The 22,070-nt window shown below is 64.7% G+C and carries 21 protein-coding genes and 1 pseudogene; 14 read left to right on the top strand and 8 right to left on the bottom strand.

Annotation, left to right across the window (positions count from 1 at the left end):
- Positions 1-365 precede the first annotated feature (365 nt).
- The 12 genes from AAC979_RS23055 to AAC979_RS23110 all read left to right on the top strand — a co-directional run bounded on the left by AAC979_RS23055 (position 366) and on the right by AAC979_RS23110 (position 14,667).
- Positions 366-1,985 carry a Mu transposase C-terminal domain-containing protein gene (locus AAC979_RS23055; protein ID WP_371349366.1) on the top strand — a complete coding sequence of 540 codons (1,620 nt, stop codon included), beginning with the start codon at positions 366-368 and terminating at the stop codon, positions 1,983-1,985.
- Positions 1,978-2,859 carry a TniB family NTP-binding protein gene (locus tag AAC979_RS23060; protein WP_348842701.1) on the top strand — a complete coding sequence of 294 codons (882 nt, stop codon included), beginning with the start codon at positions 1,978-1,980 and terminating at the stop codon, positions 2,857-2,859. Before AAC979_RS23055 ends, AAC979_RS23060 begins: the two co-directional genes overlap by 8 nt.
- Positions 2,856-3,824: a TniQ family protein gene (locus AAC979_RS23065; protein ID WP_371349367.1), complete on the top strand. Its 969-nt coding sequence runs from the start codon at positions 2,856-2,858 to the stop codon at positions 3,822-3,824. Before AAC979_RS23060 ends, AAC979_RS23065 begins: the two co-directional genes overlap by 4 nt.
- Before the next feature lie 270 nt (positions 3,825-4,094).
- Entirely contained in the window at positions 4,095-5,693 is a 1,599-nt protein-coding gene (locus AAC979_RS23070) for a Mu transposase C-terminal domain-containing protein (RefSeq protein ID WP_371349230.1), read from the top strand.
- Positions 5,690-6,568: a TniB family NTP-binding protein gene (locus AAC979_RS23075; protein WP_371349231.1), complete on the top strand. Its 879-nt coding sequence runs from the start codon at positions 5,690-5,692 to the stop codon at positions 6,566-6,568. The genes AAC979_RS23070 and AAC979_RS23075 overlap by 4 nt, the downstream gene beginning before the upstream one ends.
- Positions 6,569-6,571: 3 nt before the next feature.
- On the top strand, positions 6,572-7,549 hold the full coding sequence (locus AAC979_RS23080) for a TniQ family protein (protein WP_371349232.1): 978 nt from the start codon (positions 6,572-6,574) through the stop codon (positions 7,547-7,549).
- Between the two features lie 583 nt (positions 7,550-8,132).
- On the top strand, positions 8,133-9,731 hold the full coding sequence (locus AAC979_RS23085) for a Mu transposase C-terminal domain-containing protein (RefSeq protein ID WP_371349230.1): 1,599 nt from the start codon (positions 8,133-8,135) through the stop codon (positions 9,729-9,731).
- Positions 9,728-10,606 carry a TniB family NTP-binding protein gene (locus AAC979_RS23090; RefSeq protein ID WP_371349231.1) on the top strand — a complete coding sequence of 293 codons (879 nt, stop codon included), beginning with the start codon at positions 9,728-9,730 and terminating at the stop codon, positions 10,604-10,606. Before AAC979_RS23085 ends, AAC979_RS23090 begins: the two co-directional genes overlap by 4 nt.
- 3 nt (positions 10,607-10,609) lie before the next feature.
- Complete coding sequence (locus tag AAC979_RS23095) at positions 10,610-11,587, top strand: TniQ family protein (RefSeq protein ID WP_371349232.1); 978 nt, start codon at positions 10,610-10,612, stop codon at positions 11,585-11,587.
- Positions 11,588-12,252: 665 nt separating this feature from the next.
- Complete coding sequence (locus AAC979_RS23100; protein WP_333473743.1) at positions 12,253-13,125, top strand: DUF1403 family protein; 873 nt, start codon at positions 12,253-12,255, stop codon at positions 13,123-13,125.
- A gap of 2 nt (positions 13,126-13,127) precedes the next feature.
- Positions 13,128-13,811: an SMC-Scp complex subunit ScpB gene (locus AAC979_RS23105; protein ID WP_371349368.1), complete on the top strand. Its 684-nt coding sequence runs from the start codon at positions 13,128-13,130 to the stop codon at positions 13,809-13,811.
- A gap of 7 nt (positions 13,812-13,818) precedes the next feature.
- Positions 13,819-14,667 carry a hypothetical protein gene (locus tag AAC979_RS23110; protein ID WP_371349369.1) on the top strand — a complete coding sequence of 283 codons (849 nt, stop codon included), beginning with the start codon at positions 13,819-13,821 and terminating at the stop codon, positions 14,665-14,667.
- Between the two features lie 2 nt (positions 14,668-14,669).
- Here AAC979_RS23110 and AAC979_RS23115 read toward each other — a convergent pair whose 3' ends face one another.
- From AAC979_RS23115 to AAC979_RS23140, 6 genes and pseudogenes are all read right to left on the bottom strand, one after another.
- A complete protein-coding gene (locus AAC979_RS23115) occupies positions 14,670-15,563 on the bottom strand; it encodes a hypothetical protein (protein WP_371349370.1) in 894 nt (297 codons plus the stop codon).
- 18 nt (positions 15,564-15,581) lie between these two features.
- Complete coding sequence (locus tag AAC979_RS23120) at positions 15,582-16,424, bottom strand: hypothetical protein (protein WP_371349371.1); 843 nt, start codon at positions 16,422-16,424, stop codon at positions 15,582-15,584.
- Complete coding sequence (locus AAC979_RS23125; RefSeq protein WP_371349372.1) at positions 16,421-17,551, bottom strand: nucleotidyl transferase AbiEii/AbiGii toxin family protein; 1,131 nt, start codon at positions 17,549-17,551, stop codon at positions 16,421-16,423. The genes AAC979_RS23120 and AAC979_RS23125 overlap by 4 nt, the downstream gene beginning before the upstream one ends.
- A complete protein-coding gene (locus AAC979_RS23130) occupies positions 17,532-18,275 on the bottom strand; it encodes a DUF6088 family protein (protein WP_203196854.1) in 744 nt (247 codons plus the stop codon). Before AAC979_RS23130 ends, AAC979_RS23125 begins: the two co-directional genes overlap by 20 nt.
- 390 nt (positions 18,276-18,665) lie before the next feature.
- Positions 18,666-19,094 (bottom strand): DUF1801 domain-containing protein, encoded by a 429-nt coding sequence (locus tag AAC979_RS23135; protein ID WP_371349373.1) that lies wholly within the window; start codon positions 19,092-19,094, stop codon positions 18,666-18,668.
- A gap of 85 nt (positions 19,095-19,179) precedes the next feature.
- Positions 19,180-19,314, bottom strand: a pseudogene (locus AAC979_RS23140) (cold-shock protein); the annotation flags it as partial.
- A gap of 83 nt (positions 19,315-19,397) precedes the next feature.
- Here AAC979_RS23140 and AAC979_RS23145 point away from each other — a divergent pair.
- Positions 19,398-19,874, top strand: a complete 477-nt coding sequence (locus AAC979_RS23145; RefSeq protein ID WP_371349374.1) for a MucR family transcriptional regulator — start codon at positions 19,398-19,400, stop codon at positions 19,872-19,874.
- Positions 19,875-20,079: 205 nt separating this feature from the next.
- Positions 20,080-20,358 (top strand): hypothetical protein, encoded by a 279-nt coding sequence (locus AAC979_RS23150; protein ID WP_371349375.1) that lies wholly within the window; start codon positions 20,080-20,082, stop codon positions 20,356-20,358.
- A gap of 293 nt (positions 20,359-20,651) precedes the next feature.
- On the opposite strand, the gene AAC979_RS23155 is transcribed toward AAC979_RS23150, so the two are convergent.
- Both AAC979_RS23155 and AAC979_RS23160 read right to left on the bottom strand, forming a co-directional pair.
- Positions 20,652-21,374, bottom strand: coding sequence for a hypothetical protein (locus tag AAC979_RS23155; RefSeq protein ID WP_348842172.1), 723 nt, complete (start codon positions 21,372-21,374; stop codon positions 20,652-20,654).
- A 52-nt stretch (positions 21,375-21,426) separates the two neighbouring features.
- The gene (locus tag AAC979_RS23160) at positions 21,427-22,035 is read right to left on the bottom strand and encodes a hypothetical protein (RefSeq protein ID WP_371349376.1); all 609 of its coding nucleotides are present in this window, start codon (positions 22,033-22,035) and stop codon (positions 21,427-21,429) included.
- Positions 22,036-22,070 lie beyond the last annotated feature (35 nt).

The raw sequence follows: 22,070 nt of genomic DNA on the forward strand, positions 1-22,070 counted from the left end.
GCCGAGAGCACCACGGCGACGCGCTCGCGGGACCTGATGACCACCCGGCGGTCCGGGCTCAGCGCCATCGTGCCGGCGTCCGGAAGATCGCTGTCATCGTCGGCCGAGGCGTCGCCGCCTTCCATCGCGTTCCGCCTTCCTTTTCCAGCATTCGGCGTCGCCGGAATGGCACGGGAATTCTGGCACTGCTGACGCGCAAATCGCGCCTCCTGTCGGACTACCGGGGTTGATGAGACTGGCGCCTGCGCAATTTCAATGCCTTGGCCGTGTCGTCATTATGAGACCGATTCAAGGTAATTGAGACTGGCGACGGTATTGAGTCGGTAGTTGTGAGACCAGCTTGCAGCCAGACGGCGAGGCTGTCCATGAACGATGATGGTATCGATCCTGAGGCCTGGGCGCAGGCGCGGCATCGCGCCGAGATCCTGTCGAAACTGTCGAAGCACCTTGGCGATGCGGAAGTCCGCGATGCCCTGAACGCGCTTGGCGTCAGCCGGGCAACCTTGTTTCGCTGGCTGAAGCGGTTCCGGCAGGATGACCGCACCAGCACGCTCCTACCGCGCCGGCGTGGCCCAAACGCTGGCATGCAGCCTCTGGATCCGGTGGTGCTCACGATCGTCGAGCAGCATTTCCGGATGCTCTATGCGACGCGCCGCAGGCCCACCCTGACGCGCTTTCAGCAGGAGGTTGCGGCGGACTGCCAGCTTCAAGGCCTGCAGCCGCCATCGATCCGCCGTCTCGGCCGGTGGCTGAAAATGAAAGATCAGGCCGATCTGATGCGCCGACGGGAGGGCGCCGGCAAATCGGAGGCGGTGTTTCTGGCGACGCCAGGCGGATTGGAGGCGGCGGCTCCGCTTGAAATCCTCCAGATCGACCACACCAAGGTCGACGTCACGGTCGTCGATCCGGTAACCCGATTGCCGATCGGCCGGCCGACGCTCACGCTGGCCGTCGACGTCAACACCCGCATGGTGATGGGCTTCTACCTGTCGCTGGAAGCGCCGTCCCTGGCAGCCGTGGCGTTGTGCCTGACCCATGCGGTGACGGACAAGACGGCCTGGCTGACCTCACGGGGGATCGTGGCGGAGTGGCCGGCGCACGGAATTCCTGGGACCATTCATGTCGACAACGGCGCCGAATTCCATGCGCGCGCCTTCGAACGCGCCTGCGGCGAGCATCGCATCGACCTGAGCTACCGTCCACCTGGCACGCCGCGTTTCGGCGGTCATATCGAGCGGCTGATCGGCACGATGATGGGTGCCGTTCACCTCATTCCGGGCTCGCATTTCTCGAACATCGACGAACGCGGCGACCTCGATCCGGAGGCCGAGGCGGTCATGACTTTGCGCGACCTGGAACGCTATCTCGCCATCGAGATCATCGGCTCCTACCATGCCCGCATCCACAAGGCGCTGGATCTGCCGCCGGCGGCCGCCTGGCAAGCCCGCATCGGCGACGTCACGGTGCGGGTTCCGTCGGATCCGCGGCGGTTCCTCATCGATTTTCTGCCTTTCGAGCAGCGCACTTTGCAGCGCGACGGGCTGCACCTGTTTCACATCCGCTACTGGTCGGACGAGCTGCGTTGGCTGATGGGGCGCGACCGGCAACGACTGACCGTCAAATTCGATCCGCGCGACCTGTCCTGCGTGTTCGTGGCGACAGGGCAGGGGTATCTGGAAGCGCGTCCAGCCGATCGGACCCGCCCGCCCATTGGGCTGTGGGAGCACCGGGCTGCCGTGCGCGCCTTGCGGGAAAAAGGCCGCGAGGCCGTCGACGAGGAGCTCATCTTCTCCACAATCCTCGCCCAGCGATCCCTGGTCGACGAGGCAACGCGCCTGACCAAGGCGATGCGAAGGGATGTCGCCCGGCGCGCGCATCTCGCACCGGACAGGATCATCGACGTGACACCGGAGGTGGTGCCGAACAAGGACGAAAGGCCCCTGCAACTGCCTTATTTCGCGGTGGAGGAATGGGATGATGACTGAGGCGTTCTCGCATCTCTTCCCCGCTAGCCGGCCGATCGCCGCGCTGAGCGCGGACGAGCGTATCCGGCGCATTCGCGCCGACCGCTGGATCAACTATCCGCGCGCCGAACAGGCGCTCCAGAAGCTCGAAGCCCTGCTTGCCTTCCCGCCACGGGCGCGCATGCCCAACCTGCTCATCGTCGGCGCCAGCGGCATGGGCAAGACCATGATCGTCGAAAAGTTCGCCCGCGACCACCCTTCGCAGTTCGATACGGTGACGGGGCGCATGCATATGCCGGTCATCGCCGTCCAGATGGTGCCGGGCCCTGACGAAGCCCGCTTCTACAAGCGGCTCCTGGCGGCGATCGGGGCACCCGAACCGCCGCGGGCGACGCTGTCGGTACTGGAAAGCCTGACGCTGCGCCTGCTGTCCGAGATCCGGCCGGGGCTGCTGGTCATCGACGAGGTGCACAGCCTGCAGGCCGGCACCGTGCGGGAGCAGACCCGCTTCCTGAACATGCTGCGCTTTCTCGGCAATGAGCTGCGGATTCCGCTCGTCTGCGTCGGTACGCAGCAGGCGCGAAACGCGCTGCGCACCGATGATCAGCTGGTGCGCCGGTTCGAGGCTTTCGCGCTGCCGCCGTGGCAGAATGACGAGGATTTCGGCGGTCTGATCGGCAGCTTGCAGCGCAGTTTGCCGCTGCGGCAGCCCAGCGAGTTCGCCGACGCGACGCTGAAGCGCCTCATCGAGGTGACGGGAGGGATCACGGCCGGCATCTTCTCGCTGGTGAGCGCGCTCGCCATCGCCGCGATCGAGAGCGGCGAGGAAAGGATCACGCCCGGCGCGGTCGCAGACAAGCGGAGCGTGCTGGCTCTCGTGGGAGAGCCCGTGTGAGGGACCCACCGGCACCGGTTCCGTTGCCGGTGGTGCCGCGGCCGAGCCCCGACGAGCGTCTGTCGTCCTGGCTGGGGCGGCTTGCGCGGCTCTACAGCATGCCGGCGGAGGCGCTTCTGGCGCATTGCGGCCTCGGCCGCTTCAGCGTTCGCGAGCTCGAATGGCGCCTCGGGGTAGGGGAGGGGTCCGTGCTGGCTGGCCGCACCGGCATGACCGTTGAGGGGCTGCGGAGGCTGACTTTCGACGAGATCACGCCGCAGGCGCGCCTGATGATCGCCGCGGCAAGCCGCTATGTCTGTCCGCGTTGTCCCGCCGGGCTCCACCGCAAGGCGACGGCCTTTCCCTGGAATTTCTGGTGCGATGAGCACGGCGTCCGGTTCGGGGGGAGGGCCGGGACAGGACTGGATGCGCGGCTGCCGCAAACACAGTTGACCAGGCTCGATCCCAGTGCGCGGAGCGGGGCGCTGCGGCTGGCCGATTGGGCGCAGGGGAAGGAGGAGGGCGCGCCCGCGGTGCCCGCGCTGCTGGACCTCCTGACGACGCGGCATCGCAGGTCCTCGCCCCCGTCGCTGGCCGAGCAGCCGATCCTGTCGCTCGCCGCGCGCCGGGCCAATCACGATTTCCTCACGCAGCCGATTGCCCGGCAGGCGCTTCTGGTCGTCGTGCCGGAGTACGATCGGGTGGCGCCTGTGCTCGCCAAGCCGGTGCGCCCAGGCCTGTTTTCGCTCGCACAAGGCTCGCTGCTGCAGAACTATGCCTTGGCCGTTGGTGTCGGGCGGCTGTGCGCGGATCCCGTTGGATGCGCCACTTCGGTGCTGCTGGCGAGCGATCGGGAAGGGGAAGAGCGGCTGCGGGAAGCCCTGCGGGCGTGGTCGCCGGCGCTGCGGCGGCGTGTCTATGCCCGGCTCCGGCGCCTCCGAGCGCCAGAGACGTCGCCTCAGCGGGCGTCGCAACGGCTCGGCTGAGCCGGAAAGTCCGCCAGTCTCACAAATTCCGACTCAGCCAGTCTCATAATGGCGCTCCGGGAGTCTCATAATTATGCGCGAGATTTCCGCCCAAGCGCTTGAGTCTCACAAATTGTCAGCCGACGGTTTTTCATGAGACTGGCGATCGCTTATTTTCAATGGGTTAGCCGATTCAGAATTTGTGAGACCGAGTCGGATCTGCTGAGACGGAACCGTCACGCGATTCAGTTATGGTGAGACTAGATTGATCGACCATCCGCGTGAATAGGCATGGAACGCGACCAGCTCGACGAACAGGAATGGCAGAACGCGCTCAGGTATGCAGATGTTCTACGACGGATGCCACAACGCCCGAGTGCAGCTGATGTCGCGGACGCTATGGCGGAGCTTGCCGTCAGTCGCGCGACCTTATTACGGTGGCTAAAGCGGTACCGGACGGAGGAGCGCGCCACTGCGCTCATTAGTCGAAAGCCAGGGCGGCGTGCCGGAATCGACGCCTTTGATCCTGCCCTGAAGGCGATCGTCGACCGCAACATCACGACATTCTACGCCACACCCGAGAAGCCCACGTTGACGCGCCTGTGGAAGCGAATCTCGGCCGATTGCCGGGTGAGCGAGTTGGCGCCGCCCTCAATCAGACGCCTGAAAGGATACCTTGCGACGTTCGATACGGAAGCTATGACGCGCCGTCGCGAGGGCAAGGCCCGGGCCGACGCGCAGTTCCTGGCACTACCCGGCGAGCTTTCAGCGCAGCATCCGCTGCAGATCGTCCAGATCGATCATACGAAGGTCGACGTGACGGTGGTCGACCCGATCGAGAGGCAGCCGATCGGTCGACCGATCCTCACCATCGCGATCGATGTCTGTACCCGGATGGTGCTGGGCTTTTACCTGTCTCTGGAGGCGCCGTCGGTGACGTCGGTGGCGCTTTGCTTGACGCACGTGATCATCGACAAGACCCGCTGGCTGCAGGGTCGGGGGATTTCGCTGGATTGGCCGACGAGCGGCCTGCCCGAGTGCATTCATGTCGATAACGGCGCTGAATTCCACGCGCGCGCCTTCAAGAGGGGCTGCGACGACCACAATATTGCCATCTCCTACCGTCCGCCGGGAACACCGCGTTTCGGGGGGCACGTCGAGCGCCTGATCGGCACGATGATGGGGGCGGTCCATCTGCTGCCCGGCACGCATTTTTCCAATGTGCTGGACCGCGGCGACTATGATCCCGAGGCGCGCGCCGTGATGACCATGCGCGAGCTCGAGGCCTGGCTGGCGCTGGAAATCATCGCCTACCATTCCGATCTGCACCGCGGTATCGGCCGGCCGCCCGGTGCGGCCTGGCACGAGGCCATATCCGGGCGCCCTCCGCGGCAGGTGCGCGATCCGCTCGCCTTCCTGATCGACTTTCTACCATTTGAGCCGCGTGTACTGCGGCGAACCGGCATCCACATCAACAACATCTGCTACTGGTCGGACGGCTTTGCCCCCTGGATCGGCCGGAGCAGCGACAAGGTTCTCGTCAAGTACGATCCGCGGGATCTGCATCGGGTCTTCGTCAAGCTGGGTGGGAACTATCTGATGGCGCCCACGCGCAACCCTGGACGCCCGGCCATCACGCTGTGGGAGCAGAAGGCGGCGCTGCGCGTGCAGCGGGCGCGCGGCCGCCGGGAGATCGATGAGGAAACGATCTTCCAGACGATCGCTGCGCAGCGTGCCCTGGTCGAACAGGCAACCCGGGACACCACACAAGCCCGCAGGCTGCGCGCGCGGCGCGCTCATCTGCAGGCAAGGCCAGCGCTTCCGGCAAGCGCGCCGGCGGACGAGCCGGTGATCGCCTTGCCGCATTTCCCGGTGGAGGTATGGGAATGACGGCTTATCCGCATCTCGATCCCGCCGTTCAGGCCTATGCCGATCTGCCCGCGCGGGAGCGCATCGAGCACATCCGGGTGGATCGATGGATCGACTATCCGCGTGCCCGCCAGGCGCTCGACAAGCTCGAAGAGCTGCTGTTGTTTCCCAAGCGCGCCCGCATGCCCAACCTGCTGATCTTCGGCGCCTCGGGCATGGGCAAGACGATGATTATCGAGAAGTTCGTGCGCGCTCATCCGCCTCGGTTCGATGAGCGCAGCGGAATCCATCACCGGCCTGTCATCGTCGTGCAGATGGTCCCCTCCCCGGATGAGGGGCGGTTTTATCATCGCCTTCTGTCGGTGATTGGCGCGCCGCCGCCAACCCGTGCCACACTCGGACAGCTCGAAACGCAGGCGCTGCGGCTGCTTCAGGAAACCGCGCCACGCATGCTGATCATTGACGAGGTTCAGAATCTGATTGCGGGCACCTACCGGGAACAGCGCCGAATGCTCAATCTGCTGCGCTTCCTCGGTAACGAACTGCGGATTCCCCTGATCTGCCTTGGCTCGCACGAGGCGCGTGATGCGATCCGGGGCGATGCCCACCTCAACAGCCGCTTTGAGCCGTACGGCTTGCCGCCGTGGCGGCACGATGCCGACTTCCATGGCCTGATCGGCGGTCTCCTCTACTCCTTGCCGCTGCGCCTGCCGTCCGAGATGACGGACAGCGCGCTCAAGCGGCTTGTCGAAGCCAATGGCGGCATCACGGCATCGATCTTCCGGATGGTGATCGAGCTCGCCACGGATGCCATCCTCTCGGGAACCGAGCGGATCACGCCGACTGCGATCCTCGATCATCGTGTCGCCGCGCCGGCGACCTTCGCCGCGGCCTAAACCGTGACGGGGGAGGGGAGGGCGCCGCTGCCGATCGTGCCGCCGCCCTTTCGAGACGAGCGGCTGAGTTCCTGGCTGGAGCGGATCGCCGACGTCTATCTGGTGTCCCTGGACGAGCTGCAAGCGCATATTGGTTGCGTTCGTCCGGCATTGCAGCTTGAGTTCGAGCCTGTGCAGGCCGACATGGAGCGCATCGCAGTCGCGACGAACAGTTCGGCCGAACGTCTGTTCGCCATGACCTTCCGTGGCGCACCGCCGCGCTATCGCAGCCTGCTTCGACCCAGCTCCAGAGAGATTTGCCCGGCCTGCTCGCGCGGCACGCAACGACCGCAGCGTCTGAGAGGCTGGTCGTTTGCCTTTGCGTTCTGGTGCGATCGGCACCGTGAGCCACTATTCGGCGGCGAAATGAGCGGCGTCAGCGCGCTCGGCGATGAAGCATCAGGCCGTCGGGGTGCGGAAGTCCTGCTTCAATGGGCAATGGAGAGGGAGATTGCCGCGATTCCTGTCGGCTCGGTGCTGTCGCTGCTGCTTTTGCCGTCTCGGAAATCGTCGCCTCCGGAACCGTGGGAACTCGCGCACTTGCCGATCCCGCATCAGCGCGATCCTTCCGTTCTGTCGCGACCCTGCCGGCGCCCGGTTCTGAGTGTCGTGGTGCCGGAATTCAGGACTGCGGTGCCGATCAGCGATCAGCGTCTGTCTTCAACCATCGCCGATCTGCCGAGTGCGCCACGGGCGGAGCGGTACGCGCTTGCCATCGGCGTTGCCCGGGTTCTGAAGAATCCGATCGGCGCGATCGTTCGTGTCCTGGAGGTTTCCGACGAGTTCGGCCGAAAGAAGGTAATGGCGCTGATCGACGGATGGCCGGCGGCAATCCGCTACGCTGTCGGACGTGCCGCTCCCTGCACCAGGCACAGCGGGGAGGCCGGAAGAGCGGTGACAGGTGCCCGTTTCAGCCATCAACGGGTTCAAGCGCTCTCCTGATCCCCCAAAAAAGCTGGAGGCCCGCCAAGGCCGCTCAGAAGCCCGCAGGCGGCCACTAGCCGTTTTCCGACCCTTGCCTCGCCCAACCCGTTCGATCGGCCTCAGCGGCCTCCTGACGAGGTCGATGGAATGGGGTCTGCGTCCGCATCCGGCGACGTCCACCGAACAGCAGGCTGTCTTCAAGATGTGCGAGCCGCGCTTGGCCGGGCTTCCGCGCTGATCGGGGCGGTATTCCCGAGACAATGTCCATCCAAACCGGAAATCGTGAGACTGCGTAACAAGGCGCGCCTCTGGCTGGGAAAGGCGTCTGGAAACCAACGATTTCAGTCTGTTAGCAACGCGCCCAGCTCTGGATCTGGCAGGCTGTCTCACGAAAACCGCTTCAAAAAACGGCTCGACGGCGGCCGAGTCTCACGAATTCCGGTCTGTCAGCCGACGGTTTTTCATGAGACTGGCGATCGCTTATTTTCAATGGGTTAGCCGATTCAGAATTTGTGAGACCGAGTCGGATCTGCTGAGACGGAACCGTCACGCGATTCAGTTATGGTGAGACTAGATTGATCGACCATCCGCGTGAATAGGCATGGAACGCGACCAGCTCGACGAACAGGAATGGCAGAACGCGCTCAGGTATGCAGATGTTCTACGACGGATGCCACAACGCCCGAGTGCAGCTGATGTCGCGGACGCTATGGCGGAGCTTGCCGTCAGTCGCGCGACCTTATTACGGTGGCTAAAGCGGTACCGGACGGAGGAGCGCGCCACTGCGCTCATTAGTCGAAAGCCAGGGCGGCGTGCCGGAATCGACGCCTTTGATCCTGCCCTGAAGGCGATCGTCGACCGCAACATCACGACATTCTACGCCACACCCGAGAAGCCCACGTTGACGCGCCTGTGGAAGCGAATCTCGGCCGATTGCCGGGTGAGCGAGTTGGCGCCGCCCTCAATCAGACGCCTGAAAGGATACCTTGCGACGTTCGATACGGAAGCTATGACGCGCCGTCGCGAGGGCAAGGCCCGGGCCGACGCGCAGTTCCTGGCACTACCCGGCGAGCTTTCAGCGCAGCATCCGCTGCAGATCGTCCAGATCGATCATACGAAGGTCGACGTGACGGTGGTCGACCCGATCGAGAGGCAGCCGATCGGTCGACCGATCCTCACCATCGCGATCGATGTCTGTACCCGGATGGTGCTGGGCTTTTACCTGTCTCTGGAGGCGCCGTCGGTGACGTCGGTGGCGCTTTGCTTGACGCACGTGATCATCGACAAGACCCGCTGGCTGCAGGGTCGGGGGATTTCGCTGGATTGGCCGACGAGCGGCCTGCCCGAGTGCATTCATGTCGATAACGGCGCTGAATTCCACGCGCGCGCCTTCAAGAGGGGCTGCGACGACCACAATATTGCCATCTCCTACCGTCCGCCGGGAACACCGCGTTTCGGGGGGCACGTCGAGCGCCTGATCGGCACGATGATGGGGGCGGTCCATCTGCTGCCCGGCACGCATTTTTCCAATGTGCTGGACCGCGGCGACTATGATCCCGAGGCGCGCGCCGTGATGACCATGCGCGAGCTCGAGGCCTGGCTGGCGCTGGAAATCATCGCCTACCATTCCGATCTGCACCGCGGTATCGGCCGGCCGCCCGGTGCGGCCTGGCACGAGGCCATATCCGGGCGCCCTCCGCGGCAGGTGCGCGATCCGCTCGCCTTCCTGATCGACTTTCTACCATTTGAGCCGCGTGTACTGCGGCGAACCGGCATCCACATCAACAACATCTGCTACTGGTCGGACGGCTTTGCCCCCTGGATCGGCCGGAGCAGCGACAAGGTTCTCGTCAAGTACGATCCGCGGGATCTGCATCGGGTCTTCGTCAAGCTGGGTGGGAACTATCTGATGGCGCCCACGCGCAACCCTGGACGCCCGGCCATCACGCTGTGGGAGCAGAAGGCGGCGCTGCGCGTGCAGCGGGCGCGCGGCCGCCGGGAGATCGATGAGGAAACGATCTTCCAGACGATCGCTGCGCAGCGTGCCCTGGTCGAACAGGCAACCCGGGACACCACACAAGCCCGCAGGCTGCGCGCGCGGCGCGCTCATCTGCAGGCAAGGCCAGCGCTTCCGGCAAGCGCGCCGGCGGACGAGCCGGTGATCGCCTTGCCGCATTTCCCGGTGGAGGTATGGGAATGACGGCTTATCCGCATCTCGATCCCGCCGTTCAGGCCTATGCCGATCTGCCCGCGCGGGAGCGCATCGAGCACATCCGGGTGGATCGATGGATCGACTATCCGCGTGCCCGCCAGGCGCTCGACAAGCTCGAAGAGCTGCTGTTGTTTCCCAAGCGCGCCCGCATGCCCAACCTGCTGATCTTCGGCGCCTCGGGCATGGGCAAGACGATGATTATCGAGAAGTTCGTGCGCGCTCATCCGCCTCGGTTCGATGAGCGCAGCGGAATCCATCACCGGCCTGTCATCGTCGTGCAGATGGTCCCCTCCCCGGATGAGGGGCGGTTTTATCATCGCCTTCTGTCGGTGATTGGCGCGCCGCCGCCAACCCGTGCCACACTCGGACAGCTCGAAACGCAGGCGCTGCGGCTGCTTCAGGAAACCGCGCCACGCATGCTGATCATTGACGAGGTTCAGAATCTGATTGCGGGCACCTACCGGGAACAGCGCCGAATGCTCAATCTGCTGCGCTTCCTCGGTAACGAACTGCGGATTCCCCTGATCTGCCTTGGCTCGCACGAGGCGCGTGATGCGATCCGGGGCGATGCCCACCTCAACAGCCGCTTTGAGCCGTACGGCTTGCCGCCGTGGCGGCACGATGCCGACTTCCATGGCCTGATCGGCGGTCTCCTCTACTCCTTGCCGCTGCGCCTGCCGTCCGAGATGACGGACAGCGCGCTCAAGCGGCTTGTCGAAGCCAATGGCGGCATCACGGCATCGATCTTCCGGATGGTGATCGAGCTCGCCACGGATGCCATCCTCTCGGGAACCGAGCGGATCACGCCGACTGCGATCCTCGATCATCGTGTCGCCGCGCCGGCGACCTTCGCCGCGGCCTAAACCGTGACGGGGGAGGGGAGGGCGCCGCTGCCGATCGTGCCGCCGCCCTTTCGAGACGAGCGGCTGAGTTCCTGGCTGGAGCGGATCGCCGACGTCTATCTGGTGTCCCTGGACGAGCTGCAAGCGCATATTGGTTGCGTTCGTCCGGCATTGCAGCTTGAGTTCGAGCCTGTGCAGGCCGACATGGAGCGCATCGCAGTCGCGACGAACAGTTCGGCCGAACGTCTGTTCGCCATGACCTTCCGTGGCGCACCGCCGCGCTATCGCAGCCTGCTTCGACCCAGCTCCAGAGAGATTTGCCCGGCCTGCTCGCGCGGCACGCAACGACCGCAGCGTCTGAGAGGCTGGTCGTTTGCCTTTGCGTTCTGGTGCGATCGGCACCGTGAGCCACTATTCGGCGGCGAAATGAGCGGCGTCAGCGCGCTCGGCGATGAAGCATCAGGCCGTCGGGGTGCGGAAGTCCTGCTTCAATGGGCAATGGAGAGGGAGATTGCCGCGATTCCTGTCGGCTCGGTGCTGTCGCTGCTGCTTTTGCCGTCTCGGAAATCGTCGCCTCCGGAACCGTGGGAACTCGCGCACTTGCCGATCCCGCATCAGCGCGATCCTTCCGTTCTGTCGCGACCCTGCCGGCGCCCGGTTCTGAGTGTCGTGGTGCCGGAATTCAGGACTGCGGTGCCGATCAGCGATCAGCGTCTGTCTTCAACCATCGCCGATCTGCCGAGTGCGCCACGGGCGGAGCGGTACGCGCTTGCCATCGGCGTTGCCCGGGTTCTGAAGAATCCGATCGGCGCGATCGTTCGTGTCCTGGAGGTTTCCGACGAGTTCGGCCGAAAGAAGGTAATGGCGCTGATCGACGGATGGCCGGCGGCAATCCGCTACGCTGTCGGACGTGCCGCTCCCTGCACCAGGCACAGCGGGGAGGCCGGAAGAGCGGTGACAGGTGCCCGTTTCAGCCATCAACGGGTTCAAGCGCTCTCCTGATCCCCCAAAAAAGCTGGAGGCCCGCCAAGGCCGCTCAGAAGCCCGCAGGCGGCCACTAGCCGTTTTCCGACCCTTGCCTCGCCCAACCCGTTCGATCGGCCTCAGCGGCCTCCTGACGAGGTCGATGGAATGGGGTCTGCGTCCGCATCCGGCGACGTCCACCGAACAGCAGGCTGTCTTCAAGATGTGCGAGCCGCGCTTGGCCGGGCTTCCGCGCTGATCGGGGCGGTATTCCCGAGACAATGTCCATCCAAACCGGAAATCGTGAGACTGCGTAACAAGGCGCGCCTCTGGCTGGGAAAGGCGTCTGGAAACCAACGATTTCAGTCTGTTAGCAACGCGCCCAGCTCTGGATCTGGCAGGCTGTCTCACGAAAACCGCTTCAAAAAACGGCTCGACGGCGGCCGAGTCTCACGAATTCCGGTCTGCTGACAATTTCAGGGGGCAACGTCATCGATCATCTCCTCTATAAAGAGCAATACGACCGATAATGCAACATTATCGGATGTTCTTATTTGGCGACAGGTGGTGCGGTTTCAATCGGAAAATATGGAATAAAGCGCACCGCTCGGTTATCCTTCCGGCCGATGTCCGCGACCGATTCAACGTCCTTGCCCGCATATGCGCCTCCGACCGTGCCGGGGTGGGCGATCCCGCGCGCGCCCGTGGAGGACCCGGTCGAGGCCGCCTACATGGCCGGCGCAGCATTGAATTCATTGGATAATCTGGTCCGCGCCGATCCGCCCTGGGCGGGTGCCTGGCGCCAGCGCGTGGCCCTGAACGCGGCGGCGAGCGTCGCCCGCCTGCTCGGCCATCGCGAGGACGCGGGGGCGCTGCGCGACGCCTGGCATCTGCGCCCGCCTGGCGCCGATCCTGGGCCCGCGGGCAACTTGCTGGCGGCGTGGCGACGGCTCGCCTCCCGCTCCCCGATGCTCGACGTGGACGGGCTGCGCTCGCTCGCCACTCTGCTCGGTCTGGCCTGGGCGCCGGCGCTTGAGGCCCTGCCGGAGGCGGTCGAGACGGCCGCCACCTCCAGTCGGCTGGCGCCGCTCGCCACCGCGTCGGCCGTCGGCACAGTCAGTGCGGCCGCACCCGGAACCGAAGCACTCGCCTGGTGGATTGCGGACCTGACGCTGGCGCGACGGATGCGCTGGCCGATCCCGGTGCCGGTGCTCGCCACCCAGATCCACGCGCGCGTGCTGCGATCCGCTCCGGGTGGTCGCCGCTATCGGCCGGGAGGGGAGGGGGGCGAGGCGGCGCTTTGTCTTGCCGCGGCCGCCGGCGCCGCGGAGGCCTGCCGGCTCGCCGGCGAGATCGCCCGCCGCGCCGAGCGGCTCGGGGCCGTGGCGCCAAAGCTGCGCGCCAAGGGGGCAGGGGAGGCGATCGCCTTGCTGCTGGACGATGACGCGGTGTCGGGCGCGCTGACGACGGCGGCGCTGTCGCGCTGGGCGTCGCGCCGACTGTTCGAGCGGCTCGCAGCGCTCGACGCCGTGCGCGAGCTCTCGGGCCGATCCACCTTCCGGCTCTACGGGCTCTAGCCATGGCCCGGCGGCGCCGCGCGGACGCAACCCTCGACACCGAGCTCGCCGAGCTGCCGCCGGAGCTGCGCTGGCGGGAATGGGTCGCGCGGGTCGAGGCGGTGATCTTCGCCGCGCCAGGTCCTGTCGATCGGGAGCTGCTCGGCCGCGTCGTCGGACGGGGCTGCAGCATCGAGCTTATCATCGAGGACATCCGGGACGCGTTGCGTGAGCGCCCCTACGAGCTGGTGCCGGTCGCCGGCGGCTGGCAGCTGCGCACCCGTGCGCGCCACGCCGAGGCGATCCACGCGGCGTTCGGCTCGGCGCCAGCGCCGGTTCCGCTCTCCGAGGCCGGCATGCTCGTGCTCGCCTGCATCGCCTACCATCAGCCGGTGACCCGGGGCGCCCTGAGCGAGATGATCGGCAAGGCGGTCAGCCGCGACACCATCGCCGAGCTGCGTGCGCGCGACTTCATCGTTGCCGGGCCCAGGAGCCCGCAGGCGGGCGCGCCCTACACTTATGTGACCACCCGGGCATTCCTGGTGCACTTCGGCCTCGACACGCTGCGCGACCTGCCCGACGTCGAGGCGCTCGAGGACGCCGGGCTACTCGATGCCGCGCAGCTGCGCGCTGGCGGCTTTCCGTCGTCGGCGGCCGACGACGATGATCTCGGGCCCGAGGATGGGGAAGACGAGGAGGGGGATTGAAGCCGGCATGAGAGCCCAGCCGTTTACCCGGTCGACGATTGTCGCCGCCAATGAGCTTCTGGCCGAGGCCATCAGGTCGCACACTCAGATCAACAAGATGGTGCTTCGCCTGGGCCTGGAAACGGAGGTCCCGGACGACACTTCGCTTGGCATCGAAAAGAAGTGCGATCGGCTTGGTCGAACCATCCTCGACCGCGCCTTGGTGCCGGTGGAAACCCTCGATGGGAGATTTTCGCTGGCCGAAGCCTTTGTCCGCGAGGCGGTGAGCCTCGCCGAGCAATCATCGTCGAGCATCCGCCAGAGGGATCTGCTCCGGGGCCTGGCACGCGACGGGTATGTCGTGGTCTGGGGCGAATGGCGCGAGCCGCCCAGGCTGCGGGCCGCCTTGCCCGAGGAAGTTGACCTGCCGGCGGCCGACGACGAGGTCCGGGAATTGCTGAAGCGGTTCGGGTTCACGGTGCCGCTGCGACACCTGGATCAGGCGATCGAGGCGCACACGCGGGGCGATTGGGAGGCGGCGAACGCGCAACTCCGAACCTTCCTCGAAGGGCTGTTCAACGACATCGCCCGCTCTATCGACCCGTCGAGAGCGGCCCGGCTGCAGGAGGGCATCAACATGCGGCAGATGCTGGCGGACAACTCCATCGAGTTCCTGGCGATCGACCGGAAGGAATGGACCGCCGATGGCAGGAGCTATATCGAAGGCCTCTTCAAGATGCTCCACACCGATGGATCGCACCCCGGCCTGTCCGACGAGGATCACTGCACGTTCCGGCTCCACGTCGTGCTGGTGACCGCGCGGACCTTCCTTCGACGCCGACAGCAGGGGCGGCTGTCCTCGCTCCCGCCTGGCTAAGCTTACGGCTGAGGCGCGCAGGTGACCGGCACGGTCGTCTCAAACGGCGTGCCCGCAATGGCGGACAGCACGTCTCTCCTCTGTGCAGCGGGACCGCACTGGATCTCGAGAAGCCGGATGCCGCAGAAATCGTTGTGTTGGCCAATCGGCAGCGGCCAGTATCGATTCTGGCCGTCAAATTCGGTCTCGTCTCGGCCTCCCGGGTATCGCTTTATGAGTAGCCGGACCTCATCTTCCCGATGAAGCGTCGACGGCAGATAGAAGGCGCCGATCTTCGACACCGTCCACGGTACAAAGGGTGGCTCACCCTCGGCTGCAAGCGTGCTGTTCAGTTCCATCAGAAGCGTGCCCGCGGGTGGTTCATACTGAATCTTCCGCAGTTCGGCGCGCGAGGGGTTCACCAAGAGCCTCAACCGCACTCCGGTGCCGCCCAGCGCAAAGGCGCGCCATAGTTCGAATTCGTCACCGCCACCCGGACATGTCAGCGAAATGTAGAAGAGGTCCTTGGACAAGGTCTTGAAATAGGGCTCACTCTCCGATGAATCGAGGTAACCTTTCAGCCGATGCTTGATGGCGAAGGGTTCGAGCTCACCCTGATCAATGCGCTTGTGGACCCAATGGAGGCGCAGGAGCCCGGTTTTTGCAATACCCTTCAGTGAATCGATGCTGGTGTAGTGAAAAAGTTCCGCTGGCTTTGGTGCGTGCGGAAACATGTGGTTGAGGATCGCGTCAGAAAGCACCTTGCTATGCGTAGGCTCTACGATAACTTCCGGTCGGAGGGTGAATTCGACGTCTTTGACCTGATCCCAAACACCGCAGGGCTCCAATACGGATTGGAAGATCCGCCGGACCTTAGCTTGTCGCTCTATCTCAAGGAAGATGGGTGGTTGGTTCATTGCGAGGGGAATCTCGTCTCAAGGGAGAAGGCTGGCCGCCCATGCGGATTGCAATTCGGCTTCCGAGCACTGCAGGCGTTCGAAGCCGGTCCGGCTCGGTTCCATGCGGGTCAAGACGCGCTGCTCCATCTCGTAGGCCTCGATGGAGGTCTTCCAGGGTTGGGTCAGGAAAATCGCCCATTGCTCGTTGAGCACCTCGACGGGGATGTGCTGGTTCACGGCGGCGAGACGTACCTTCACATCCTCGGCGTGGCCGATCTTGAAGATGTTCCTCTTGCCGAACCGCAAAGCGTAGGTCGCGGCGGCGTTCTGAGCGGAGCGTTGCACGCCGTACGTTGTGTCGTGGGGTCTCGGGCCGGTGGTCGGCCGAAGAAGCTCGTTCAGTTGTCGCATCCGCTGGAGCGAGGCAAGCTCGGGCAGCACGAGCGGCTCGGCAGCGAGGGCCAGGACGCGCCTTACATCATCCTCCTCAAGCTCCTCCACGCCCGGCGTCGCGAGCATGGTCAGCTGGGCGGACAGCGTGTCCGTCACCACCGGCTGCGGCACAAAGCGCCATGCCCGGGTCAGTGCGACCGCATGAGGAAATTTGTAGTTGCCGCGCTCGTCGAAGTCGCGGGGATCGAGGTCGGCGTGGGTGGCGATCTCGAGCGTGCGCAGCGGCTCGAAACCAATCTCCGCCATTCCCAGCAATCGCCCTTGGAGGGACTCCGGCGTGCGCTCCGTCTTCGTGCCCACGAACAGCAGGCGGTCCCCGCGTTCGGCAAGCCTGAGGAGACGGTTGAGGTGGCCCGCCGATCCGAAGGTCGCGATCGGCAGACGTTCAAATCCCAGGCCCCAGACGCGGGTTGCGAACATCCTCATGGCGCTGTCGAGCCCAGCTGATCGGGATGCGACACCGAGGGCGAGTTGAGGTGTCGTTCGAGCGCTTCGATGCTCGCCATCACCTCCTCGAAGGCGGGCGGTGTCCCGAAGATCATCGCCGACATGCGCCCATAATCGGCCGCCAGCTTGGCACGCATCTCCGAGGTGGGGACAAGACGGTAGGTCCCCGGCACGGCCCGGTCGTATCGATGATCCGGCGCGCGAAACATCAGCATCTTGTGTTGGCGGGAGGCTTCGGCGAGGTCGAGCGTCGAGGCGGTCGCGACGCCATAGTCCGGATGGGTCCAGATCTGATGGACGTCGTAATAGTGGCGCGAGTAGCGATCGAGATTGGGTTCCGGGCGGTCGGGCCTGGCGTCAAGACGGCGCTTCTCGGTCATCTCGGTCATGGCGTGCAGGATCAGCACCTTTTCCCAAAAGGTCCGCTCGGGTTTGACCGTCATGACGCTTCCGACGGTGAGATCGAGGTCCTCGGGCATTTCCGAGGCGACATAGGGAACGATCGTTCGAGGCTCCGCGGGCACGGGATCGGGCCGCGCGCCGCCCTCGATGCGGACCGCCGCCTGGACGTAGTCGTCGCCGGCGTCGAAGGCGCTCCTGTAGCCGACCACCAGGATGTCGAGGGCCTCCCTGTTCCGGTAGGGATCGAAGCCGAAGCTGAGGGAAAAATGTCCCTTCTGCCCGGCCTCCCTTTCGACGACGGTGATCTCCTCGCTCAGCAGGGTTCTGAGCGGGCCGGAAATATACTGCCGCGCCGCTTCGTCGACCCGGTCGGTCAGTGCCTTCTGCTGCTGGGTCGGCGAGGGCAGGGCAGCGATGTCGGCTTCCAGCGGCACCTTCAGGTCGGCCTTGTAGATGCCGATGTCGATGTCTTCGGAGAAGCGGCGGATCAGTCCATAGGCCTTGCTGAGGCTGGTGCCACCCTTGAAATAGAGTCCGATGGGATCGTGTGGCCGGCGGTTGAACAGGAAGTCGAGCACCCAGCAGACATAGAGGTCCTTCTCGACGTTCTCCGCGCGGGTCTCGAGCCCGGCGGCGACGGTCGAAAAGAGGGCGCGGCGATCGTCGACGCTCGCGCGGAGGATTTCAATGAACGTCTCTTGCATGCTCCCCCTTCGGCCGCTCGGGATCGGGTTCATCAGCCCCGCCTTCCTGGCCAAGTAGCTTGCGCGCGATCGTCTCCGCCAGGGGGTACATCCATGCTGGCACCGCCTGGATGTTGTCGCGCAGGTCCTGCGCGACCTGCCCTCGGTTGGGGGCCTGCGACAGATGCCGCACGATGCCGTTGACGGCCGCATCGAGGCTCGATTTTTCGTCCCGATACCACGTCAGGGCCTGGACCACGCGCATGGCCGGCCGGCCGGCCCAGAATGCGGTCTTGGCCGAAATGCGCTTGAAGTCCAGCCTGTAAATGACCGGCTGCGCGGCCTTGGGATCGCCGGCGTTGGCCTCGATCTCGATCGTCCGCGGATAGGTGTCCGCATGGATCGTCGACCGGGCCGGAACGGCGGTGGTCAGGCCGAGATCGTTCGCCGCCGTCATGCCGTCGACCAGCACACGCAGCTTGTCGCGCCGGGCGATGGCGTCGATGAACGCGGCGCGCGGCGGAAACACCATCTTGCCGGTCAGCTTGCTGGTTGTGGGCTTGTCGTAGAGGCCACGGTGAGGGCGGCGGATGTCGCCCCGCCGGGTCAGCCTCTGCAGCGCTTTCTCCACGGCATTGGGCGTCCCGATATCGAGGAAGTCGGCGCGGGACCACACCCCGGCCGGTGCCGCCTTGGCGATCCGGTCATGGATGCGGTCGAGGGTATCGGACGTAGGATCCGGCATCAGGCATCCGTTTGTGTCCGAAAATTATATCCAGAAATTGGTCAGTGGCAATGACGGCGCGACCAAAAATTATATCCAAAAATTGGTCACTGCAGCGAAGAAGGGCGGGGTGCGACCTGGGCTCCGCCACCTGCTGCTGGCTGGCGCCTGGAGCGATTGGCCGATGCGCATGTGGAAGGCGAGCGGGAGCACCTCGGTATTGCCGAGACCGCAAGCCGAGCGGAGCTGGTCAGGCGGTTGGTGCAGGGGTTCGGCATCTCGCTCATGGCATGGCGCAGAGTCCGAAGCCATCGACCGTGACCCATGGACGTCACCGACGAAAGGATGCGCCGCGAGAGCGCTATCCCGCGCCGCTGCGACGATTCAAGTCCTTGGCCGGAGACAACTCCATCAGGGACGCCGTCGATGATAGGTAAGCGCCATGGCGAGGCAGATCGCAAGCGGCTCGGCCGGCAGCGGAACGGATGGATCGAGCAGGATCGTGCGGTTTCCCTGATAGGAGAGCGTCTGCGCGAAATGTGCGCGGAACGTCTCCACCAGTGTCGTGCGGCAGTTGAACAGCACCGCACCCGTGCCTTGCGGCGATTTCGGCCGGCCGAGCCGGATCGTGCTGCCGCTGCCCGTCGCCAAGGTAAGGTAGGCGGGCTCACCCCATTTCAACGTCTCGGTTAAAGGGCCGACGCCGGACGTTCCCGCGGCCGTCGCGAAAATCAGAGCCCGCACCTCCAGGAGCCTCAGGCGGACCCGCTCGGGGAATGCGGCGAACGCCGCCGCGACCTCGGCGGGGATCTCCGGCGGTTCCGGTTCGCGGCGCATCATGGAGCCCTCAGCGGCACATCGATGTCAACGACAAGTCGGGACAGGACCACGTGTTATCGAGCGAAGCTTCAGATGGTCCTGGTATTCATTTCCCCGGCAGGGATCGAACGAAGTCGAGAGCGGCATCGATCAGCTTTCGCCGCAGTTCGTCGTCACCATATGCCGATGGCCCGGCTCGAACCCAGCCTTGCATCCGCCGGCCGCGGGAGATCATCGGGACAACATCCGCCATGGCCAGCGCCAACCTTGCCGGCTCGCAGGAAATGCGCTTGAAACGAAGCTGTTACTTTAGCGAGGTGCACCGTGACCGAACCGTCCGTCGAGCGGAAAAACGACACTAATCTTGAACTCGCCACAGATATCGTGGCGGCCTTCGTCAGTAACAACAGCGTGCCTGCGGCTGATCTACCTGTCCTCATTCAGAGTGTGTATGCTGCCCTCGCGAAGTTAGGGGCTCCCGAACCCGTCATCGTGGAGAAATTGAACCCCGCCGTCCCAGTCAAACGCTCGGTGACCGACGACTTCATCATCTGTCTCGAGGATGGCAAGAAGTTCAAATCGCTGAAGCGCCATCTGCGCACGGTCTACGACCTCAAGCCGGAGGCCTATCGCGAGAAATGGGGCCTCCCGCACGACTATCCCATGGTGGCGCCCGCCTACGCGGCGGCACGCTCAGAGCTCGCGAGGAACATGGGCCTGGGTCAGGCGCGCAAAAAGGCCGTTGAGCCTCCTGCGCCAACCAAGAAAGCGCCTTCACGCCGTAAGGCTACGGCCACCTGAAACCCAGTCACCTTTTTTTTCGTCCCGCTTCGTGGCGTGAGGGATCTCTCTCAACGCTGGACTGAAGTTCGCCTCCTTCGGCGGATGACGCCTTTGGCTTCCTAGTGAACGACAGCAGGTCCATTCGTCCGCGTCCGACCCCGACTTCGCCGTTCACGGCGGCTTGCGTAGGGCCCGAAAAGCAATCGTTGTGAGGGAGCCTCCTGTGAAGAGAGCCTTGGTCTTGTTGGGTGCTGGTGCTGCAATCGACTTCGGCGCTCCTTCGACGATGAAGCTGACCGACATCATCGAGAAGGCGGTCATTGAGGATCGGGTCATGCAGATGACCGGCGGTGACGGAGCCTTCCAGACGATTAGGGCTGGTCTGGCGGGCTACCTGCACAAGCCCGGCATTGTGCATTTTGAGCAGATCTATCACTGCGCGCACGAGCTCCTGTTCACGACACTGTGGGCTTCAAGCCCACAAGGTCGTGAAATAGATTGAGACGCCTTGCCTTCCTGACCCCATCATGCGGCGACCCTGCGTCGACCGCGAAGAGAAGCGAGTGACCCACGGGGCGACGCGATCCAAGACCAATGAAGGCAGAGAGCAGGAGCAGCTTGACTTCAACGACCCCAATCAGAGAGGGCTCTCAGAGACTTTTCGTCGGGAAAAGCAAAAAATCACAGCGCGCCGAAAGCGCCAATCACGCTCTCAATTTAGAGCGTTGAACAGCCCTGGTTGAAAGGATGTTGGGCCCGCCCGCAGAATCACGGGCGGATAATACAAGGATATCTTTATTTCGACGCGTCGTCGATCGCCTTTCGAATCGAGCGATAGGTCTCGTAAAAAAGCGTCCTGGCATCCGTGTAGCTCTTCTGCACGGCCTTCCAGGCTGTACTTGAACCTTCTTCGAGCCGTGCGAGCCTCGCCTGAGCATCATCGACCTGCGCTTTCAGCGCGGCGATGCGCGCTTCAATGGCCACGCGCTGGTCGGCCCCGACCTTTTCCGCCCGCGCCCGCAGGTCCTCGACGGATTGCAGCCAAGCCGTGCGCCGGGCATCCAATTCCGCCTGGAGCACGGCCCGGCGCGTCGCGAGGTCTGCTTTGGCGGAATCCAGGTAGGAATCGCGCGCGGATTGGAATGCCGTCCAGTTCGCATCGAGCCGTTCTTGAGCCGCGCTGACCTGCGCATCGGTCCAGGATTTCGCGTTGGCGATCGACGTGTCGGCCTGCGCTCGATAAGCGTCGCGTTGCTCGCGCAGCGTCTTGATCGCGGCATCCGCCTTGGCGCGCGCCTCGCCCGTAAGCGCTGCGGCGTTGCGCTCCAGCGCGGCGATGGTCGCATCGGCCTCCGCCAGACGATCCTGGGTCCATTGGATGGCCTGGCGGGCCGCCGAAGTCTTATCGACGTCCTGCGTCGGCGGCGCGGCGCCCTCGGCGAGGGCATGCGGCGCGGCGAACGCGAGAGCGGGAACCAGGAACGCAATCCCGGCGATGGTGGCGCGCATGTTCTTCATTGTGATCTCCGCAGCAGGAAGAAGGGGTCGGAAAGCCCGGACGTCACGTGCTTCAGAGCAACTTGGCGAACGCGCCCTTGATTTTGTCGATGGTACGGTTGTGGACGGCCTTCGCCTCCGCAAGGCCGCTCTTCACAGCCTCCCAAGACGTATCTCCCGCGTCCTTGACCTCGCCGATCCTGGCCTGGAACCTCTCGGCCTCCTCGGACAGACGATTGATGGCCGCGTCCAGCTCCCCGCGCGCGGTGTCCACCGTCTCGGCGGCCTGATCGCGCAGCCTCTTCAGGGAATTGTCCCAAGCCTGGCGCTGCGCTTCGACACGCGCCGCCACGATGCCACGCGCCGTCTCCGCCTGGCCGGCGAGCGCCCCGAGGAGGGACTGGAAGGCTGTCTCGACCTCGACCCATTGGGCGTCGAAGGCGTCCTGGAGATCTTCCGCAGTGCGATCGAGAGCCTTCGCCTCGGCGCGGAGTTCATCGTAGGACTGCTGCAGGCTGGCGCGGGACGCCTCAAGACGGGCCACCGCGGCATCGGCTTCCGCCCGGACACTACCGCTCAGATCCTTGGACCTCTTCTCCACCTCGGAGATGAGCGCGTCCAGCTCATCAAGCCGCTGCTTCGCCCATACGATGGTTTCGTGGGGGTATGATTTTTCACTCATCTGGCATCCCTTCTCGCTATAGAAATGGAACCACT

The sequence above is a fragment of the Ancylobacter sp. IITR112 genome (genome assembly GCF_041415945.1).
Lineage (GTDB): Bacteria > Pseudomonadota > Alphaproteobacteria > Rhizobiales > Xanthobacteraceae > Ancylobacter.

What these genes read in the sequence shown, in the direction of transcription:
- AAC979_RS23055 (WP_371349366.1), top strand. Translation starts at nt 366, where the DNA reads ATGAACGATGATGGTATCGATCCTGAGGCCTGGGCGCAGGCGCGGCAT.
- AAC979_RS23060 (WP_348842701.1), top strand. Translation starts at nt 1,978, where the DNA reads ATGACTGAGGCGTTCTCGCATCTCTTCCCCGCTAGCCGGCCGATCGCC.
- AAC979_RS23070 (WP_371349230.1), top strand. Translation starts at nt 4,095, where the DNA reads ATGGAACGCGACCAGCTCGACGAACAGGAATGGCAGAACGCGCTCAGG.
- AAC979_RS23075 (WP_371349231.1), top strand. Translation starts at nt 5,690, where the DNA reads ATGACGGCTTATCCGCATCTCGATCCCGCCGTTCAGGCCTATGCCGAT.
- AAC979_RS23085 (WP_371349230.1), top strand. Translation starts at nt 8,133, where the DNA reads ATGGAACGCGACCAGCTCGACGAACAGGAATGGCAGAACGCGCTCAGG.
- AAC979_RS23090 (WP_371349231.1), top strand. Translation starts at nt 9,728, where the DNA reads ATGACGGCTTATCCGCATCTCGATCCCGCCGTTCAGGCCTATGCCGAT.
- AAC979_RS23105 (WP_371349368.1), top strand. Translation starts at nt 13,128, where the DNA reads ATGGCCCGGCGGCGCCGCGCGGACGCAACCCTCGACACCGAGCTCGCC.
- AAC979_RS23110 (WP_371349369.1), top strand. Translation starts at nt 13,819, where the DNA reads ATGAGAGCCCAGCCGTTTACCCGGTCGACGATTGTCGCCGCCAATGAG.
- AAC979_RS23115 (WP_371349370.1), bottom strand. Translation starts at nt 15,563, where the DNA reads ATGAACCAACCACCCATCTTCCTTGAGATAGAGCGACAAGCTAAGGTC.
- AAC979_RS23120 (WP_371349371.1), bottom strand. Translation starts at nt 16,424, where the DNA reads ATGAGGATGTTCGCAACCCGCGTCTGGGGCCTGGGATTTGAACGTCTG.
- AAC979_RS23125 (WP_371349372.1), bottom strand. Translation starts at nt 17,551, where the DNA reads ATGCAAGAGACGTTCATTGAAATCCTCCGCGCGAGCGTCGACGATCGC.
- AAC979_RS23130 (WP_203196854.1), bottom strand. Translation starts at nt 18,275, where the DNA reads ATGCCGGATCCTACGTCCGATACCCTCGACCGCATCCATGACCGGATC.
- AAC979_RS23135 (WP_371349373.1), bottom strand. Translation starts at nt 19,094, where the DNA reads ATGATGCGCCGCGAACCGGAACCGCCGGAGATCCCCGCCGAGGTCGCG.
- AAC979_RS23155 (WP_348842172.1), bottom strand. Translation starts at nt 21,374, where the DNA reads ATGAAGAACATGCGCGCCACCATCGCCGGGATTGCGTTCCTGGTTCCC.
- AAC979_RS23160 (WP_371349376.1), bottom strand. Translation starts at nt 22,035, where the DNA reads ATGAGTGAAAAATCATACCCCCACGAAACCATCGTATGGGCGAAGCAG.